Here is a 15,943-nt window from a genome sequence, read left to right as displayed (position 1 = left end):
CGCGTCTGCGCGGTGCGGTGCGGCCGGCGCGGTGCGGTGCGGCCGGTGCGGTGCCCGCGCGGTGGGGCCGCGTGGGCACCGTGGTGAACACCGCGGTGGCGCCCGGGAAGAGCCCGAGGTGATCGGTCCTGCCAGGGCGATGACCGTCCGGCCGCGGAGGATCGTGACCGTGCGGGTGAAGGACAGCGCGCGCGGTGGTGGGCGCGCGCTCAGTCCGCCTGTTCCCCGTACGTCTCGCGCAGTTCGATCTTGCGGACCTTCCCCGAGACCGTCATCGGGAAGGTGCCGAGGACTTCGAGGCGGCCGGGGATCTTGTAGTGGGCGAGGCGGTCGCGGCAGAAGGCGCGGATCTCGTCGAGCGTGGGCGCGTCGGCGGGGTCGCGCGGGATGACGCAGGCGAGGACGGACTCGCCGTAGCGCGCGTCGGGGATGCCGACGACCTGCACGTCGGAGATCTTCGGGTGGGTGTAGAGGAACTCCTCGATCTCGCGCGGGTAGATGTTCTCGCCGCCGCGGATGATCATGTCCTTGATGCGGCCCGCGATCTCGACGTAGCCGTCCTCGCGCATGAGGGCGAGGTCCCCGGTGTGCATCCAGCGGCCGGGGTCGACGACCTCGGCGGTGCGTTCGGGGTCCTCCCAGTAGCCGAGCATGACGGAGTAGCCGCGCGTGCACAGTTCGCCCTGCGTGCCGCGCGGGACCGTGACGCCGCTGACGGGGTCGACGACCTTGACTTCGAGGTGCGGCAGCACGCGCCCCACGGTGCCCGTGCGGTGTTCGAGGTCGTCGTCGGCGCGGGTCTGGCAGGAGACGGGCGAGGTCTCTGTCATGCCGTAGCAGATGGACACCTCGGCCATGTGCATCTCGGCGACGACCCGTTTCATGACCTCGACGGGGCACGGCGAGCCGGCCATGATCCCGGTGCGCAGCGAGGTGAGGTCGAAGGAGGCGAAGTCGGGGAGGTTCAGCTCCGCGATGAACATCGTCGGCACGCCGTACAGCGAGGTACAGCGCTCCTTCTCGACGGCTTCGAGCGTCGCGCGCGCGTCGAAGGAGGGCGCGGGGATGACGATGCAGGCGCCGTGCGAGGTGGCGCCGAGGTTGCCCATGACCATGCCGAAGCAGTGGAAGAAGGGAACGGGCAGGCACACGCGGTCGTTCGCCGTGTAGCCGACCGTCTCGCCCACCCAGAAGCCGTTGTTGAGGAGGTTGTGGTGGGAGAGGGTCGCCCCCTTGGGGAAGCCCGTGGTGCCGGAGGTGTACTGGAGGTTGACGGGGTCGTCGCAGGACAACTCGGCTTCGCGGGCGTGGAGTCGGGCGAGCGGGACGTCGGCGCCCGCCGCGACGAGGGCGTCCCAGCTCGGGTCGCCGATGTAGACGGCCTCGCGCAGCTCGGGGCACTCGGGGCGCACCTCGTCGACGAAGGCGCGGTAGTCGGTGTCGCGGTGGCGCAGCGAGGCGACGAGCAGCTGGGTGCCCGACTGCCGCAGTACGTAGGCGAGTTCGTGTGCGCGGTAGGCGGGGTTGATGTTGACGAGGATGGCGCCGACCCGCGCGCTCGCGTACTGGAGCATGACCCACTCGGCGCTGTTGACGGCCCAGATGCCGACCCGGTCGCCCTTGAGGACACCGCGCGCGAGGAGCCCGCGCGCGAGCTGTTCGACGGCCTCGCCGAAGGCGGAGTACGTCCAGCGGCGGCCACTGGCGACGTCGACGAGGGCGTCACGGCCCGGGTAGGTCGCGGTGATCCGCGCCAGGTTCTCGCCGATGGTCTCGCCGAGGAGTGGCGTGGTCGCGGTGCCGTGCGCGTAGGAGACGGGGACCGGCAGGGACGGGGAAGCGGTGCTCATCGGTGGTCCTCCTCGCGGTACTCGGCCGCGGAGCCGCCGGCGGTGGCCTCGCGCAGTTCGACGCGGCGGATCTTGCCGGAGATGGTCTTGGGCAGCGGGCCGAACTCCAGCCTGCGCAGCCGCTTGTACGGGGCGAGCACGGCGCGCGAGTGCGCGAAGAGGAGCTTCGCCGTGGCGGCGTCGGGCGCGTACCCCTCGGCGAGGACGACGTACGCCTTGGGGACGTTGAGCCGTACGGGATCGGGCGCCGGCACCACGGCGGCCTCGGCGACGGCGGGGTGTTCGAGCAGGGCGCTCTCCAGCTCGAAGGGGCTGATCTTGTAGTCGCTCGCCTTGAAGACGTCGTCCGCCCTGCCGACGTACGTGAGGTAGCCGTCCTCGTCCCTGGCCCCGATGTCGCCCGTACGGTAGTAACCGCCCGCCGTCGCCTGCGAGGTGCGCTCCTGGTCGCCGTGGTAGCCGCGCATGAGGCCGACGGGGCGGGCCGAGAGGTCGAGGCTGATCTCGCCCTCGGCGGCGCCCGGTTCGCCGGTCACGGGATCGAGGAGCGCGATGCGGAAGCCGGGGCTCGGGCGGCCCATCGAGCCGGGTTTGAGGGGCTGGCCCGGGGAGTTGGCGACGGCGACGGAGGTCTCGGTCTGGCCGAAGCCGTCGCGGATCGTGACGCCCCAGGAGCGGCGGACGTGCTCGATGACCTCGGGGTTGAGGGGTTCGCCCGCCGCGACGACGGAGCGCGGCGGGGTCTTGAGACCGCTCAGGTCGGCCTGGATGAGCATGCGCCACACGGTGGGCGGGGCGCAGAAGCTCGTGACGCCCGCGCGGTCCATCTCGGCCATGAGACGGCCCGCGTCGAAGCGCGTGTAGTTGAAAATGAAGACGGTCGCCTCGGCGTTCCAGGGGGCGAAGAAGTTCGACCAGGCGTGCTTCGCCCAGCCGGGCGAGGAGATGTTGAGGTGCACGTCCCCCGGGCGCAGCCCGATCCAGTACATCGTCGAGAGGTGGCCCACGGGGTAGGAGAGGTGGGTGTGCTCGACGAGTTTGGGGCGTGCGGTGGTGCCGGAGGTGAAATAGAGCATGAGGGTCTCGTCGGACCTGGTGGGGCCCTCGGGGACGAACGCGGCGCTCGCGGTGGCGGCTTCGGCATAGTCGTGCCAGCCGGTGACGGGTTCCCCGACGGCGATACGGGTCCAGTCGCCCGGGACCCGCGCGAACTTGTCCAGGTCGGCGGAGCGGGCGACGACATGGCCCACCTCGCCGCGTTCGACGCGGTCGCGCAGGTCGAGCGGGCCCAGGAGCGGGGTCGCGGGGATGACGACGGCGCGCAGCTTCATCGCGGCGAGCATGAGTTCCCACAGCTCGGCCTGGTTGCCGAGCATGACGAGGACGCGGTCGCCGGGCCCGACGCCGAGGCCGCGCAGCCAGTTGGCGGCACGCGCGGAGCGGCGGGACAGCTCGGCGAAGGACAGCTCCAGGCGCGAGCCGTCCTCCTCGACGATGTGCAGCGCGGTGCGCTCGTTGCCCTCGGCGATCCTGTCGAACCAGTCGAGCGCCCAGTTGAACAGCTCGGGACGGGGCCACTCGAAACCGGCGTGCGCCGCCGCGTAGTCCTCGCCGTGGGCGAGGAGGAAGTCGCGCGCGGCGCGGAAGGCGGCGGTGGCGTCCGGTTCGCCGCGCTGCGCGGCTGCGGGGGTTGCCGACATGTGTCCTCCAGGTTGCGAAACCACTCGTCCCCATCGTGAGATGCGTGACACAGGTCTCACTACCCCCGTTCGGGGGTGGCGGACGCGGATGGCACGCTGAGCGGCACCTGCGGGACGGAGGACGGTCATGGCGGCGCACACAGGAGTACGCGGCGGGGCGCGCGGGACGGAGCGGGAGGCGGAGTGGGCGGCGGACGCGGCGGAGATCCGGGCCGCGCTCCTCCGGCTCCGGCGCGCGACCGGGCTGCCGGTCGCCTTCGGCGGGCCGCTCGTCGGCGCGGCGGCCACGCGGGTACGGATCGGTGAGCTGAGCGGTACGGCGACGGCGGCGCTCGACGGGCTCGCGGTCTCGGCGGGAAACGGCCTGGGCGGCAAGGCGATCACACTGACACGGCCGTGCACGGTCACCGACTACCGCGTGGCGCGCTCGATCAGCCACGAGTACGACACGCCTGTGGCCGCCGAGGGCCTGCGCTCGGTCCTCGCGGTGCCTGTCGTGGTGCGGCGGCGGGTGCGGGCGGTGCTGTACGGGGCGCTGCGCGCCCCGCAGCCGCTCGGGGACCGCACGCTGCGCGCGGCGGTGGAGGCGGCGCGCGACGTGGAGCAGACGCTGGTGGTGCGGGACGAGGCGCGGACCCTCTCGGCGGCGGGCGGTGAGGCGGCGCGCGCGGGCTCCTGGCAGGAGGTACGGGACACGGGCGCCCACTTGCGCGGCCTCGCCGACCGCCTCGGCGACCCCGCGCTGCGGGCCGAACTCCTCGGCGTGTGCGCACGCCTGGCGGCGGCGGACAGCGGGCTTCCCCGCGACCCGCAGGCGCCCCCGCTGACCCCGCGCGAGGTGGAGGTCCTGATGGTCGTCGCCGAGGGCGCGACGAACGCGGCGGTGGCGAGCAGGCTCGGGCTGCGCCCGGAGACGGTCAAGGCGTACCTGCGCGCGGCGATGCGGAAACTGGGGGCCCGCACGCGCGGCGAGGCGGTCGCGGTGGCACGGCGCGCGGGCGTGGTGGCGTGAGGACGAGGGCCTCGTGCCGCCGTGCGGGGCGGCATCAACGGCACAGCGGGTCAGCGGCACGGACGGGTCAGCGGGTCAGCGGGTCAGCGGGTCAGCGGGTCAGCGGGTCAGGAGCAGGGTGACGACGGCGAGGGCAGCGAGGGCCGCTCCCGCCGTGGCGCTGAGGAAGGCCGGGGGGACGGCGCGGACGTGCGGAGCCGGGGGGCGGACCGGCCGTCCATCGGGGCGGCGGGACACGGCGGGCGGGACCGGGGCGAGGCGGGCGGCCCGGGCGCGCCACTCGCCCGGGGGCGCCGCGGGGAGGCCGAGGCGCCAGGGGCGGCCCACGTCGTAGCGCACGACGGCCGTCGTGGCGCGGGCGAGGCCCTGGACGTCGGCCGCCTGCCTGACCCTGGTCCGGTGCGGGCGCCCGTCCGCCGTGATGACGGAGAGGTCGAAGACGTGCACGGCCTCCGGATCGTGCTCCGCCACGGGCGTCCCGGTGCGGCGGTGCACCGTCGCCGCCTCGTGCACGAGCGCGGGGGCCCACTCCGCCGCGGCGCCCGAGCGGGGTCCGGCCGTGGCCCGCGTGCCGTACGGCGCGGCTTCCGCGAGGTGACCGACGAGGGTGAGCACGGGCGCGGTGACGGCGAGTCCGGTGAGCAGCAGCCAGCGCGGCCCCGGGCCCGCCCCGTACCCCGCGGCGGTGAGTCCCGCGGCCGTGAGCAGGGTGAGGAGGAGCGCGGTGGGGGTGAGGGTCCTGCGCAGGAGGTACGTGCGCGGGCGGGGCGGGCGCTTGTCCAGGGGGGCGCGGGGTGTGGGCACTCCTGCCCTGGTGGGGTGGGTCATGGTCTGCTCACCGGGGACTTCCTGGGCAGGACGGCGCGGGTGCGGGACGGATCGCCGGGGCGGGCCGGGTCGTAGATCACCTCGACGGGGCGGCGCAGCGCGGCGCGGTCCACGAGGACGGGTACCTCGTGCGTGCTGCCGTCGGCGGCGCGGAAGACGGCGGTCGTCTCGGCGCGGCCGCGCCCTCGTGGTCGCCAGCCGCGCAGTTCCGCGCCCGCGCGGGCGCGCGAGCCGCGCAGCCGGTGGCGGAGCCCGAGCCTGCGGGCGCTGAACAGGGCGCCCCACACGGCGGCGAGACAGGCGAGGACGGCGACGACGCGCAGGACGGTGAGCCAGGTGCCGGTGGACAGGGGCACCGGGATGAGGACCGGTGAGCCGCCGGGCACCGTGCCGGTGCGCAGGGTGCCCGCGTCGAGCGCTTCGCGGAAGCCTGCGGAGCAGGCGAGCGCGGCGAGCAGGACCACGAGCCCCGGCGTCGCGCGGTGCAGGTACCGGGCGCACAGGAGGCCGAGGAAGGTGGCCGCCGCGGCGCCCGGCAGCGCCGAGAAGGAGGCGAAGTCGTTGCTGGCGCACTCGCCGGTGCCGTCGCACGTCCAGGAGACCGTGCCCGCCTCGGCTCCCGTGAGGTGCCACAGGAGCCACACGAGCCAGGCAGTCGCCGCGCAGGCCGCCAGGCGCAGCGCGTGCGCGTGCCCGCCTCCGTACCGCATCCCGCCCCGCCTCTCGCACTCCGCCGTCGCGGTTCCGCTTCTGCGGCTCCGCGCCGCACGCCGTCGTGGCGCGCGTACAGCAGGACCATAGCGGGCGGCTCGGACACCGGCCGCTGTCACACCCCCGCTTGTCACACCCCCGCTCTACGGTGGTCCGCACCGAGGAGAAAGGAGGCCGTCATGGCGCACGAGACGGTGACGAGGGGACGGTCGGACGCGGCGAGCGCGCCCGAGGCGGAGGTGTCGGTGCTGCGCGAGGCGCTGCGCGCGCAGCGGGCGCATGTGCTCGGGGCGCTGGAGGGACTGGACGAGGAGGAGTTGCGACGGGGGGTGCTGCCCTCGGGGTGGTCGTGTCTCGGGTTGTTGCGGCATCTCGCGCTCGATGTCGAGCGGTTCTGGTTCCGGGGCGTGCTCGCCGCCGATCCGGAGGTCGTGGCCTCGGTGACGGGGACGAAGGCGGGGGACGACGCGTGGCGGCCCGCGCCCGGGGACACCGGCGAGGGGCTGCGCGCGCTGTACCGCGCGGAGGCGGAGCGTGCGGACGCGGTGCTGGCCGGGCTCAAGGCGGCCGAACCGCCCGCGTGGTGGCCGGGTGAGCTGTTCGGCTCGTACCGACTGCACACCGTCCGCGAGGTCCTTGTGCACGTGCTGACCGAGACCGCCTGTCACGCGGGGCACGCCGATGCCGTACGGGAGTTGCTCGACGGCAGGCAGTGGCTCGTCCTGGACGGCTGAACCCCGCTAATGTCGTCAGCCCGATCGCGCGAGCAGGAGTGACAGCATGGCCGAGATCCACCGCACGACGCTGACCCCGAGCAAGCTCGAACTGCTCTCCGGATGGCTGCCGAAGCAGCCCTGGTACCAGGGCGGGAACGGGCCGGCCGTGCTGGAGAAGGCGGGCGGTTTCCGGCTCGACGACCCGGCGGGCGAGGTGGGCATCGAGTTCATGGCGGTCACCGACACGGCGGGCGCCGGGCCCGTCACGTACCACGTGCCGCTGACCTACCGGGGCGCGCCGGCGGAGGGGCTCGAAGCGGCGCTCGTCGGGACGAGCGAGCACGGTGTGCTCGGGAAGCGCTGGGTGTACGACGGCGCGCACGACCCGGTGCTGTGCGCCCAGTTGCTCGCTCTGGCGCGCGGTGCGGCGGAGCCGCAGGCGCAGAGCCTCAGCGACACGCCCGACCCGAGCGTGCACGGCCGCTGGGACGGTCCGCTCCCCGAGGGCGAGGCGACGCCGGGCGGGGTCGTCTCGGGGCCCGAGGGGACGTCGACGCCGCTGTGCGGCGGGCGCCTGCTGCTGCGTACGCACCGGGTGCTGCGCGCGGCGGACGCCGAGTTCCCGCCCGGGCTCGTCGGGTACGTGAGCGGTCTCGCACCCGCCGACCTCTCGGCGCGGTCCGTGTACGCCTCCTTCCACCTGCCGACTCCCTGAGCCGCGGGAGGAAGATCAACTCACTCATGGCCCCAGGGGCTTGACTGTGCGAGGCTCTGGCCATGAGTGACGATCACGAGGAGCGGCGGCGTCCGCTCGCCGAGCGCATCCGCACCGACCAGCCGCAGTCGGCGCGCGTGTGGAACTACTTGCTGAACGGCAAGGACAACTACCCGGTGGACGCCGCTGTCGGCGACATGATCCGGCAGAGCTTTCCCGACATCGCGGGCATCGCGCGCGGGCAGCGGTACTTCCTCGCGCGTGCGGTGCGCTACCTCGCGCGCGAGGCGGGCGTACGGCAGTTCCTCGACCTGGGGACGGGGCTGCCGACCGCCGACAACACGCACGAGGTCGCCCAGCGCGAGGCGCCGGAGGCGCGCGTCGTCTACGTCGACAACGATCCGCTGGTCCTCGCGCACGCGCGGGCGCTCCTGACGAGCACGCCCGAGGGCGCCTGCGCCTACATCGACGCGGATGTGCGCGAGCCCGCCGCCATCCTCGAAGAGGCGGCACGGACCCTGGACTTCACGCAGCCCGTGGGGCTGACCATGCTCGGCATCATGGGGCAGCTGCCCGACGAGGACGAGCCGGGGGCGCTCGTGCGCGAACTGCTCGCCGCGCTGCCCTCGGGAAGCTGGCTCGCGCTCGCGGACGGCGTCGACACGAACGAGACGCTCAACGCGGCGATCGCCGCGTACAACGCGAACTCGGCGAGCGAGTACCACCTGCGTTCGCCGGAGCGGATCGCCGCGTACTTCGAGGGTCTCGAACTGGTCGCGCCCGGCGTGGTCCTGACCTCCGAGTGGCGCCCGGAACCCGGGCAGGGCGATGTGACGCCCGGCGAGGGCAACGCGATGTGCGGGGTGGCGCGCAAGCCGTGAGGCGGCACGGGGGCCGCGCCCCCGCGCGGGGAACACTCCCCCCGGGCGGGCGGGCGCGGCCCCCGCTCCCTCTCAGACCCCCGAGCCCGCCCGGTCCCGCCGGTGGATCGGCGAAGGCGAGCCGGTGAGCGGGGCGCCCGTGCCGCCGTGGCGGTGGGCGACGATCTCGGCGGCGATGGACAGGGCCGTCTCCTCGGGGGTGCGGGCGCCGAGGTCGAGGCCGATCGGTGAGCGCAGCCGGGCGAGTTCGGCCTCGGTGAGCCCTTCGGCGCGCAGGCGGCGCAGGCGGTCCTCGTGGGTGCGGCGCGAGCCCATCGCGCCGACGTAGGCGACGGGCAGGCGCAGGGCGCGGGCGAGGAGCGGCACGTCGAACTTGGCGTCGTGCGTGAGGACGCACAGGACCGTGCGCGCGTCGGTGGGGGTCTCTTCGAGGTACGTGTGGGGCCAGGCGACGACGAGTTCGTCGGCGTCGGGGAAGCGGGCACGGGTCGCGAAGACGGGGCGCGCGTCGCACACGGTGACGTGGTAGCCGAGGAAGGACCCGGCGCGGGCGAGCGCGGCCGCGTAGTCGATGGCGCCGAAGACGATCATGCGGGGCGGTGGAACGCTCGACTCGACGAGGAGGGTGACGGGCCGTCCGCAGCGCGAGCCGTCGGCGCCGATGGTGACGGTGCCCGTGCGGCCGAGGGCGAGCAGGGCGCCGGCCTCGTCGGCCGCGGAGCGGTCGAGTTCGGGCGGGCCGCCGCAGCCGCCGCGTACCGTACCCGAGCCGTCCACGGCGAGCGGGCGGCCGAGGAGCGCGGGCGGCCCGTCGACGACGCGGGCGAGGGCTCGCGGGGCGCCCTCGGCGACGGCGGTGAGGACGTCCCCGTACAGCCGTGCGGCCGCGGTACCAGGACGGACGGGGACGACGAGCACGTCGATGACGCCGCCGCAGGTCAGGCCCACGGCGAAGGCGTCCTCGTCGCTGTAGCCGAAGCGCTCGGCGAGGGGACGGTCGGCGGCCAGTGCCTCGCGGCACAGCTCGTACACGGCGCCCTCGACGCAGCCTCCCGAGACGGAACCGATCGCCTCGCCCGCCGCGTCGACGGCGAGCGCGGCACCGGGCGGGCGGGGGGCGCTGCCTGTGACGGCGACGACGGTCGCGACGGCGAAGGCGCGCCCGTCGGCGGCCCAGCGGCGCAGTGCCGGAGCGAGGTCGAGCATGGCGGTCTCCAGGAGGGGGCGGGGCGCGAGCCGGTTCGTCCGTCAGTCCACGAGGTGCTCGGGGCGCACCGGGGTGCGGTCGAGCGCGCGGCCGGTCGCGGCGCGGATCGCCGCGAGGACGGCTGGGGTCGAGGAGAGCGTGGGCGCCTCGCCGATGCCGCGCAGGCCGTAGGGGGCGTGGTCGTCGGCGAGTTCGAGTACGTCGAGGGGGATCGTGGGCGTGTCGAGGATGGTGGGGATGAGGTAGTCGGTGAAGGAGGGGTTGCGGACCTTCGCTGTGACGGGGTCGACGAGGATCTCCTCCATGACGGCGATGCCGAGGCCCTGGGTGCTGCCGCCCTGGATCTGGCCCTGCACGGAGAGCGGGTTGAGTGCCTTGCCGACGTCCTGGGCGCAGGCGAGTTCGACGACTTTGACGAGGCCGAGTTCGGTGTCGACCTCGACGACGGCGCGGTGGGCGGCGAAGGAGTACTGGACGTGTCCCCTGCCCTGTCCGGTGCGCAGGTCGAAGGCCTCGGTGGGGCGGTGGCGCCACTCGTCCTCGCTCTCGATCACCTCGCCGTCGAGTACGTCGGCGAGGCTCGCGAGCACTTCGCCGCCCTCGGTGACGACCTTGCCGTCCTCCAGGAGGAGTTCGGCGTGCGCCCAGGCCGGGTGGTACGTGCCGAACTTGGCCCGTCCGAGGTCGAGCACCTGTTCCCGGACGAGGCCGCACACGTGCTTGACGGCGCCGCCCGTCATGTAGGTCTGGCGCGAGGCGGAGGTCGAACCGGCGGAACCGACGCGTGTGTCGGCGGGGTTGATGGTGACCTGGGTGACGCCGAGTTCGGTGCGGGCGATCTGCGCGTGGACGGTGACGCCGCCCTGGCCGACCTCGGCCATCGCGGTGTGCACGGTGGCGACGGCCTCGCCCGCGATGTTCTCCAGGCGCACGCGGGCGGTCGAGTAGTCGTCGAAGCCCTCGGAGAAGCCGACGTTCTTGATGCCGACGGCGTAGCCGACGCCGCGTACGACGCCTTCGCCGTGGCTCGTGTTCGAGAGCCCGCCGGGCAGGTGCCGTACGTCGGGGCCCTCGCTCGACTCCCACTGGCGTTCGGGCGGGAGCGGGCGGGCCTTGACGCGGCGCAGGAGTTCGGCGACGGGCGCGGGCGAGTCGACGACCTGCCCGGTCGGCATGACGGAGCCCTGCTCCATCGCGTTGAGCCGCCGCAGCTCGACGGGGTCCATGCCGAGCGCGGCGGCGAGCTTGTCCATCTGCGCCTCGTAGGCGAAGCACGCCTGCACCGCGCCGAAGCCGCGCATCGCGCCGCACGGCGGGTTGTTGGTGTACAAGGCGATCGTCTCGATCTCGACGTCGTCGATGACGTACGGGCCCGCGCCGAGCGAGGCGGCGTTGCCGACGACGGCGGGCGAGGAGGAGGCGTAGGCGCCACCGTCGAGGACGATGCGCGCCTTGAGGTGGGTGAGCTTGCCGTCGCGGGTGGCTCCGTGTTCGTACCGGAGCCTGGCGGGGTGGCGGTGGACGTGGCCGAAGAAGGACTCGAAGCGGTTGTAGACGATCTTGACGGGTTTGCCGGTGCGCAGCGCGAGGAGGCAGCCGTGGATCTGCATGGAGAGGTCCTCGCGGCCGCCGAAGGCGCCGCCGACGCCGGAGAGCGTCATGCGGATCTTCTCCTCGGGCAGGCCGAGGACGGGGGCGATCTGGCGCAGGTCGGAGTGGAGCCACTGCGTCGCGACGTAGAGGTCGACGCCGCCGTCGTCGGCGGGTACGGCGAGTCCCGACTCGGGGCCGAGGAACGCCTGGTCCTGCATCCCGAAGTGGTACTCGCCGCGCACGACGACGTCGGCGCGGCGGGCCGCCTCGGTGACGTCGCCGCGCACGACCGGCTGGCGGTGGACGATGTTGGGGTGCGGGACGTGCCCCGCGTGGTGGTCGGCGCGGCCCTCGTGCAGGAGCGGGGCGCCGGGCGCGGTGGCGCTCGCCTCGTCGGTGACGACGGGGAGTTCGCGGTAGTCCACGCGGATCTTCGCGGCGGCGCGGCGCGCGGTCTCGGGGTGGTCGGCTGCCACGAGCGCGACGGGTTCGCCGTGGTGGCGGACGCGGCCGTGGGCGAGGACGGGCGTGTCCTGGATCTCCAGGCCGTAGTGGCGTACGGCGGTGGGCAGGTCGTCGTAGGTGAGGACGGCGTGCACGCCGGGGGTGGCGAGGGCCTCGGCGGTGTCGATGGACAGGATCTCGGCGTGGGCGTGCGGGGAGCGCAGCGTGTGGCCCCACAGCATGTCCTCGTGCCACATGTCGGAGGCGTAGGCGAACTCGCCCGTGACCTTGAGGACGCCGTCGGGGCGGAGGGTGGACTCGCCGACGCCGCCGGGGGTCGTGGTGCCGGGGCGGCCCTGGGTGAGGTGCGTGGGGACGCCGGTGGGGATACGGGGAGTGGTCACCGGGACTCCTCGGTACGGGTACGGGTACGGGAGCGGTTCCGGGCGCGGGTCACCGGGCCTCCTCGCTTCGGGCCGTGTCCTGGCGGGCCGCGGCGAGGCGGACGGCGTCGAGGATCTTCTCGTAGCCGGTGCAGCGGCACAGGTTCCCCGACAGGGCCTCGCGGATGTCGGCGTCGCTGGGCGAGGGGAGGCGTTCGAGGAGGTCGTCGGCGGCGACGAGGAGTCCGGGGGTGCAGAAGCCGCACTGGACGGCGCCCGCGTCGACGAAGGCCTGCTGGACGGGCGAGAGCGGGGGCCCGCCGGGGCCGCTGGGCCTCGCCTCCCAGCGGCGCGGATCGGCGGAGGCGTGGCCCCTGCCGTCGGGGGCCTCGCCCTCTCCCGTAGCGGTGGCCCGGTCCTCCGTACCGCCCGCGCCGGGCCTTCCGTCGCGCCTGGCCGCGTACGCGGCGAGTCCTTCGACCGTGTCGACGCGCCGTCCCTCCGCCTGCCCGGCGGCGACGAGGCAGGCGCAGACGGGGACGCCGTCGAGCCGTACCGTGCAGGAGCCGCACTCGCCCTGCTCACAGGCGTTCTTGGAGCCGGGCAGGCCGAGGCGTTCGCGCAGCACGTACAGGAGCGACTCGCCCTCCCACACGTCGTCGGCCTCGTGGCGCCGTCCGTTGACGACGAGGTTCACGCGCATGATGCTCCGTTCCGCCGCTGCTCGGTGCCGAGGGCCTGCCAGGCCCAGGTGAAGGTGCGGCGGGCCATGACGCCGACCGCGTGCCTGCGGTAGGCGGCCGAGCCGCGGACGTCGTCGATGGGGTGGCAGGCGCCGGAGGCGAGCTGCCCGAACTGCCGCAGCGCCGCCTCGCCCGGCGCTCTGCCGGTCTCCCAGCAACGCTCCTCGTCGAGCACGGAGGTGAGGAAGTCCTCGGCGGCCTGCGCGCGCACGGGCGTGGGCGCGGCCGAGCCGATCCCGGTGCGCAGGGTGCGGCGGTCCGGGTGGAGCGCGAGGCCGAAGGCGCAGACGGCGATGACCATCGCGTTGCGCGTGCCGACCTTCGAGAACTGCTGCGGGCCGCGCGCGACGGGCAGGTGGATCGCGCGGATCAGCTCGTCGGGCGCGAGGGCGTTGCGTTTGACACCGGTGTAGAAGTCGTCGACGGGGATACGGCGGGTGCCCCGTACCGAGGCCGCCTCGATCTCGGCCCCCGAGGCGAGGAGCGCGGGGTGCGCGTCACCGGCGGGCGAGGCGGTGCCGAGGTTGCCGCCGACGCCGCCGCGGTTGCGGATCTGCGGCGAGGCCACGGTGTGCGCGGCGCGCGCGAGCCCGGGCAGCTCGGTGGCCAGCTCGGTGATGATCCGGGTGTACGGGACCGACGCGCCCAGGCGTACCGTGTCCCCGTCCCGTTCCCAGTCGCTCAGCCCGGGCACGCGGCCGAGGTCGATGAGGTGCGCGGGCCTGCGGTGGTCGAAGTTCAGCTCGACCATGACGTCGGTGCCGCCGGCGAGCGGTACGGCGGCGGGGTGCGCGGCCTTCGCCGCGAGCGCCTCCTCCCAGCCTGCGGGTCTCAGGAACTCCATGCGGACTCCATGCGGTTGCTCCCGGTGGGTCGGAAGGACGGGCGAGCGGGCTGGCCGCACCACGGGGGTGCGCCCAGTGAAGCGGTGACGGTCCCTTTCCGCACAGTCACCGAACCCCTGAACGAATTGGCTGTCCAGGGGCCGAGTCTTGTAGATTCGTATGAAGAATGCGGGCGTTTAACTTCGCTGTTTCGCCCAGGAAACCCACACGGATCGGCGGCGAGGACATGCGGCTGCGCGCACTGCTGGAGAGCGGCACGCTGGGGCTCCGGCTGCTCGGCGGGGCCGAGGAACTGGACCGTACGGTGCGGGGGGTCATGACGACCGACCTGCGCGACCCGAGCCGCTACCTGTCGGGCGGCGAACTGGTCCTCACGGGGTTGGCCTGGCGGCACGCGCCCGAGGACTCCGAGTCCTTCGTGCGGATCGTCGCGGAGGCGGGCGTCGTGGCGCTCGCGGCGGGCGAGGCGGAACTCGGGCCGGTGCCCGAGGACCTGATCGCGGCGTGCGCCAGGCACCGGCTGCCGCTCTTCTCGGTGAGCGAGTCGGTCGCCTTCGCGACGATCACGGAGCACATCGTGCGGCAGGTGTCGGGCGAGCGCGCGGGCGATCTCGCGGCGGTCGTGGACCGGCACCGCAAGCTCATGACGGGGGGCCCGGCGGGCGGCCCCGGTGCGGTGCTCGACCTCCTCGGCAGCGACCTGGACCTGCACGCCTGGGTGCTCTCGGCGACGGGCCGCGAGATCGCAGGATCGGCCCGCACGGGCGCGCCCGCGCTCGCCCCGGATGTGCGCGAGACCCTCGCGTCCGCGCGCCTCGACGCCGTACGGACCGGGCGGCTCGGCGCGCAGCGCGTCACGGTCGGCGACACCGTCTACTCGCTCTTCCCCGTGCACTCCGCGACACCGAGCCCCCTCGACGCCCGGCGCGCCGGGCTCGGCGAGTGGGTGCTCGCCGTCGCCGCCGACGCCTCCGACTGGCCGGCGGAGCGGCGCGAACTGGTCGACGGGGTCACCCAGCTCATCGCCGTGGAGCGCGACCGCAGGGACGCCGGGCGCGCGGTGCGGCGGCGCCTGGCGGGCGAGGTGCTCGACCTCGTGCAGAACGGCGCCCCCGCAGCCGAGACGGCCGCGCGGCTGCGCGCGGCGGGGCCGCTCCTGCTGCCGGGGGTGGCGAGCGCCCCGTACTGGCAGATCGTCGTCGCCACGGTCGAGTGGGACGGCGCGGCGAAGGACCGACTCGCACGCGATCTCCTGGAGGAAGTGCTCGCGTCGGGCGCGGCGGGCCGGGTCCTCGCACACGCGGACGGCCACGCGGGCTCCGCCGGTACGGACCTGTCGCCGCACGGGGACGAGGAGGGCGCCGCCGACCGGGCCGCCGTCACGCAGCTCGGCGCCGAGGCCGTCGCCCTCGTACCGCTGCCCGCCCGTACCGGCGAGGAGGAGCAGAAGAGCGCCGAACTGAACGCGGCGGACCTCGTGGGCCCGGCGGCCGCGCCGCTCGCGGCGGGACTGGGCACGGAGGGCAGGCTCACGCTCGGCGTGAGCGCGGCGGTGCACTCCGCCGACGGCCTGCGCGGCGCCCTGGAGGAGGCCCGCCACGCCCGCCGCGTCGCGGCGGCCCGCCCGGGCCCCGTCAACGCCGCCGGACACCAGGAACTCGCCTCCCACGTCCTGCTCCTCCCCTTCGTCCCCGACGACGTACGCCGCGCCTTCACGGCCCGCCTCCTCGACCCACTGCGCGCCTACGACCGCCGCCACCGCGCCGAGCTGATCCCCACCCTGGAGGCGTTCCTCGACAGCGACGGCTCCTGGACACGCTGCGCGGCCCGGCTCCATCTGCATGTGAACACCCTCCGCTACCGGGTCGGCAGGATCGAGCAACTGACGGGCCGCGATCTGTCGCGTCTGGAGGACAAGCTGGACTTCTTCCTGGCGCTGCGGATGAGCTGAGGGGGAGCGGGAGCGCGGGAGGCGGGCGTTTCGCGGGGCGCGGGAGCGGGGGGGGGCGCCGGGGGGCGCGGGAGCGGGGGGCGAGCGCGCGGGCGGCGCGGGGGTGCGGGAGCGGCGGCGCAGGAAGCGGGCGCGGGGACCGGGGAACGAGCACGCGGGGGGCGCGGGCAGCGGGGGCGCTGCGCGAGCCGGGAGCGCTGCGGCGGAGGGGAAGCGGCTGCGCAGAGGCGGGGAGGCTTCGCGGGGGTCCGGGGGCGTCGGGGACGGACGGGGTGGGTGAGGGGCCGCCGCACCGTGGAGGCGTTTGCCGGGTCTTGGGGAGCGTGCGTCGCGTGTCGGGTCCCGAGGGGTCGCGTGTCGGGTC

General features: G+C 74.6%; 13 protein-coding genes. 5 read left to right on the top strand and 8 right to left on the bottom strand.

All coding sequences use genetic code 11. The annotated features are described in order from the left end of the window. Positions 1–209: 209 nt before the first annotated feature. A complete protein-coding gene (locus ACQYWQ_RS25710; RefSeq protein ID WP_431037848.1) occupies positions 210–1,850 on the bottom strand; it encodes an AMP-binding protein in 1,641 nt (546 codons plus the stop codon). Further along, the gene (locus ACQYWQ_RS25705; RefSeq protein WP_431037847.1) at positions 1,847–3,550 is read right to left on the bottom strand and encodes an AMP-binding protein; all 1,704 of its coding nucleotides are present in this window, start codon (positions 3,548–3,550) and stop codon (positions 1,847–1,849) included. The genes ACQYWQ_RS25710 and ACQYWQ_RS25705 overlap by 4 nt, the downstream gene beginning before the upstream one ends. A 127-nt stretch (positions 3,551–3,677) precedes the next feature. On the opposite strand from ACQYWQ_RS25705, the gene ACQYWQ_RS25700 reads away from it, so the two are divergent. Continuing rightward, on the top strand, positions 3,678–4,562 hold the full coding sequence (locus ACQYWQ_RS25700; protein WP_431037845.1) for a response regulator transcription factor: 885 nt from the start codon (positions 3,678–3,680) through the stop codon (positions 4,560–4,562). A 99-nt stretch (positions 4,563–4,661) separates the two neighbouring features. Here ACQYWQ_RS25700 and ACQYWQ_RS25695 read toward each other — a convergent pair whose 3' ends face one another. Together ACQYWQ_RS25695 and ACQYWQ_RS25690 are read right to left on the bottom strand one after the other, a co-directional pair. Beyond that, positions 4,662–5,390: a hypothetical protein gene (locus ACQYWQ_RS25695; protein WP_431037843.1), complete on the bottom strand. Its 729-nt coding sequence runs from the start codon at positions 5,388–5,390 to the stop codon at positions 4,662–4,664. Next, positions 5,387–6,100 (bottom strand): hypothetical protein, encoded by a 714-nt coding sequence (locus ACQYWQ_RS25690; RefSeq protein ID WP_431037841.1) that lies wholly within the window; start codon positions 6,098–6,100, stop codon positions 5,387–5,389. The genes ACQYWQ_RS25695 and ACQYWQ_RS25690 overlap by 4 nt, the downstream gene beginning before the upstream one ends. A 180-nt stretch (positions 6,101–6,280) precedes the next feature. Between ACQYWQ_RS25690 and ACQYWQ_RS25685 the strand changes: the two genes are divergently transcribed. The 3 genes from ACQYWQ_RS25685 (at position 6,281) to ACQYWQ_RS25675 (ending at position 8,413) form a co-directional block, all read left to right on the top strand. Then, positions 6,281–6,835 carry a DinB family protein gene (locus ACQYWQ_RS25685; RefSeq protein WP_431037840.1) on the top strand — a complete coding sequence of 185 codons (555 nt, stop codon included), beginning with the start codon at positions 6,281–6,283 and terminating at the stop codon, positions 6,833–6,835. 46 nt (positions 6,836–6,881) lie between these two features. Then, positions 6,882–7,532 carry a maltokinase N-terminal cap-like domain-containing protein gene (locus ACQYWQ_RS25680; protein WP_431037838.1) on the top strand — a complete coding sequence of 217 codons (651 nt, stop codon included), beginning with the start codon at positions 6,882–6,884 and terminating at the stop codon, positions 7,530–7,532. Positions 7,533–7,594: 62 nt separating this feature from the next. Then, positions 7,595–8,413 carry an SAM-dependent methyltransferase gene (locus ACQYWQ_RS25675; protein WP_431037836.1) on the top strand — a complete coding sequence of 273 codons (819 nt, stop codon included), beginning with the start codon at positions 7,595–7,597 and terminating at the stop codon, positions 8,411–8,413. A 72-nt stretch (positions 8,414–8,485) separates the two neighbouring features. On the opposite strand, the gene ACQYWQ_RS25670 is transcribed toward ACQYWQ_RS25675, so the two are convergent. Genes ACQYWQ_RS25670 through ACQYWQ_RS25655 form a run of 4 tightly spaced genes read right to left on the bottom strand, consistent with a single transcriptional unit; the run spans position 8,486 to position 13,627 of the window. Beyond that, a complete protein-coding gene (locus ACQYWQ_RS25670) occupies positions 8,486–9,619 on the bottom strand; it encodes an XdhC family protein (protein ID WP_431037835.1) in 1,134 nt (377 codons plus the stop codon). A 42-nt stretch (positions 9,620–9,661) separates the two neighbouring features. Beyond that, the gene (pucD, locus tag ACQYWQ_RS25665) at positions 9,662–12,061 is read right to left on the bottom strand and encodes a xanthine dehydrogenase subunit D (protein ID WP_431037833.1); all 2,400 of its coding nucleotides are present in this window, start codon (positions 12,059–12,061) and stop codon (positions 9,662–9,664) included. 49 nt (positions 12,062–12,110) lie between these two features. Further along, positions 12,111–12,743: a (2Fe-2S)-binding protein gene (locus tag ACQYWQ_RS25660; RefSeq protein ID WP_431037831.1), complete on the bottom strand. Its 633-nt coding sequence runs from the start codon at positions 12,741–12,743 to the stop codon at positions 12,111–12,113. Continuing rightward, a complete protein-coding gene (locus tag ACQYWQ_RS25655; protein ID WP_431037830.1) occupies positions 12,734–13,627 on the bottom strand; it encodes an FAD binding domain-containing protein in 894 nt (297 codons plus the stop codon). Before ACQYWQ_RS25655 ends, ACQYWQ_RS25660 begins: the two co-directional genes overlap by 10 nt. Positions 13,628–13,854: 227 nt before the next feature. Between ACQYWQ_RS25655 and ACQYWQ_RS25650 the strand changes: the two genes are divergently transcribed. Then, positions 13,855–15,579, top strand: a complete 1,725-nt coding sequence (locus ACQYWQ_RS25650) for a PucR family transcriptional regulator (RefSeq protein ID WP_431039345.1) — start codon at positions 13,855–13,857, stop codon at positions 15,577–15,579. Positions 15,580–15,943 lie beyond the last annotated feature (364 nt).

Origin of the sequence: Streptomyces sp. P6-2-1 (genome assembly GCF_050613165.1) — a bacterium.
Classification (GTDB): Bacteria; Actinomycetota; Actinomycetes; order Streptomycetales; family Streptomycetaceae; genus Streptomyces.
Note: the sequence above shows the minus strand (reverse complement) of the source record. Positions and strands in the feature narration are given on the sequence as shown.